At 61.6% G+C, this 1,327-nt stretch carries 1 protein-coding gene; it reads left to right on the forward strand.

The window, feature by feature from the left end:
• The first annotated feature begins 82 nt into the window (after positions 1–82).
• Positions 83–1,108 (forward strand): IS110 family RNA-guided transposase, encoded by a 1,026-nt coding sequence (locus PQR40_RS38935; protein ID WP_408394695.1) that lies wholly within the window; start codon positions 83–85, stop codon positions 1,106–1,108.
• The last annotated feature ends 219 nt before the right edge of the window (positions 1,109–1,327 follow it).

Consider the following 1,327-nt stretch of genomic DNA (forward strand, 5'->3'; position numbering starts at 1 on the left):
TACTAATGAGATGGTCAGCCTGACCGAAATGGCCCATAGGCTTACGCTTACTGGGCCGTTTCCTATTTTCAAGGGGGCCATCATGGCAGACGCAAAGTTGATCGGTATCGATCTGGGCAAGCACTCCTTTTTCGTTCACGCACAGGACGCACGTGGACAGCAACTCTGGCGCAGGAAGTTCACACGCCACCAGCTCATCATGATGCTGGCCCAGCATCCACCTTGTACGGTAGCCATGGAAGCATGTGCCGGAGCGCATTGGCTGGCACGCAAACTCCAGTCCTTTGGCCACCAGGCACGACTGATCGCGCCGCAGTTCGTCAAACCGTTCGTCAAAGGCAACAAGACCGACTTCGGCGACGCCCAGGCCATCTGTGAAACCGCCTCGCGTCCATCCATGCGGTTTGTGGCCATCAAGACACCTGAGCAGCAAACCCTGCTGGCACTGCATCGCGTGCGCGAAGCGCTGGTGTCCGAACGCACCGCCACCAGCAATCAGATTCATGCCTTCCTGCTCGAATCTGGCATCAGCCTGCCAACGGGGGCACGCGCTATCGCCCGTTTACCGGCCCTGCTCGATGAGCCCGCACACGAACTGCCACCGCGGCTCATCGCCACACTGCTACGGCTGCATCGGCGCTACGGCCAGCTCGGCAATGAAATCGCCGGGATCGAAACGGATCTCAAGGCCCAGCTCGCTGAAGACGAGGCCGCACAGCGCCTGCTTACCATCCCGGGCATCGGCCCAATCACCGCCAGCAGTCTGATTGCCGTGATCGGCGACGCGCACGCCTTCAGGCACGCCCGCGATTTCGCCGCCTCACTCGGCCTGGTGCCCCGACAGCACTCCACCGGCGGGCGCGCCACGCTGCTGGGCATCAGCAAACGGGGCAACGCCCAGTTGCGAAGTCTGCTCGTTCAGGGTGCGCGTGCCGTGATGCGCTATATCGAGCGGCGCCATGACGCGCTCGGCACATGGGTGCAGTCCCTGCTGCGACGCCGCCACGCCAATGTCGTCGCCTGCGCGCTGGCCAATAAAATGGCCAGAATCGTGTGGGCGATTCTGGCCAGAGGCGGCGAGTACCGGGCGCAACCCAGTCCCGCCTGATCAAGTACCACCTGCCCGCTACGGCACGCCTGCTTTTGCGACCACTGAGCTGTGATGAAGATATACGGCACACGGCCCGATCGGAAACCTGACAAAGAATCCAGTCATCAAGACTGCCTTACTTTCTAGGCCAATCGGGTGCGGCTACTCATCAGGGGCCGGGCGTCCAATCCACGCCCAACACGAGCCCGGATACATTTGCGCAAGCCCTTTTATCTT

It is taken from the genome of Paraburkholderia sediminicola (genome assembly GCF_046026855.1).
Lineage (GTDB): Bacteria > Pseudomonadota > Gammaproteobacteria > Burkholderiales > Burkholderiaceae > Paraburkholderia > Paraburkholderia sediminicola_A.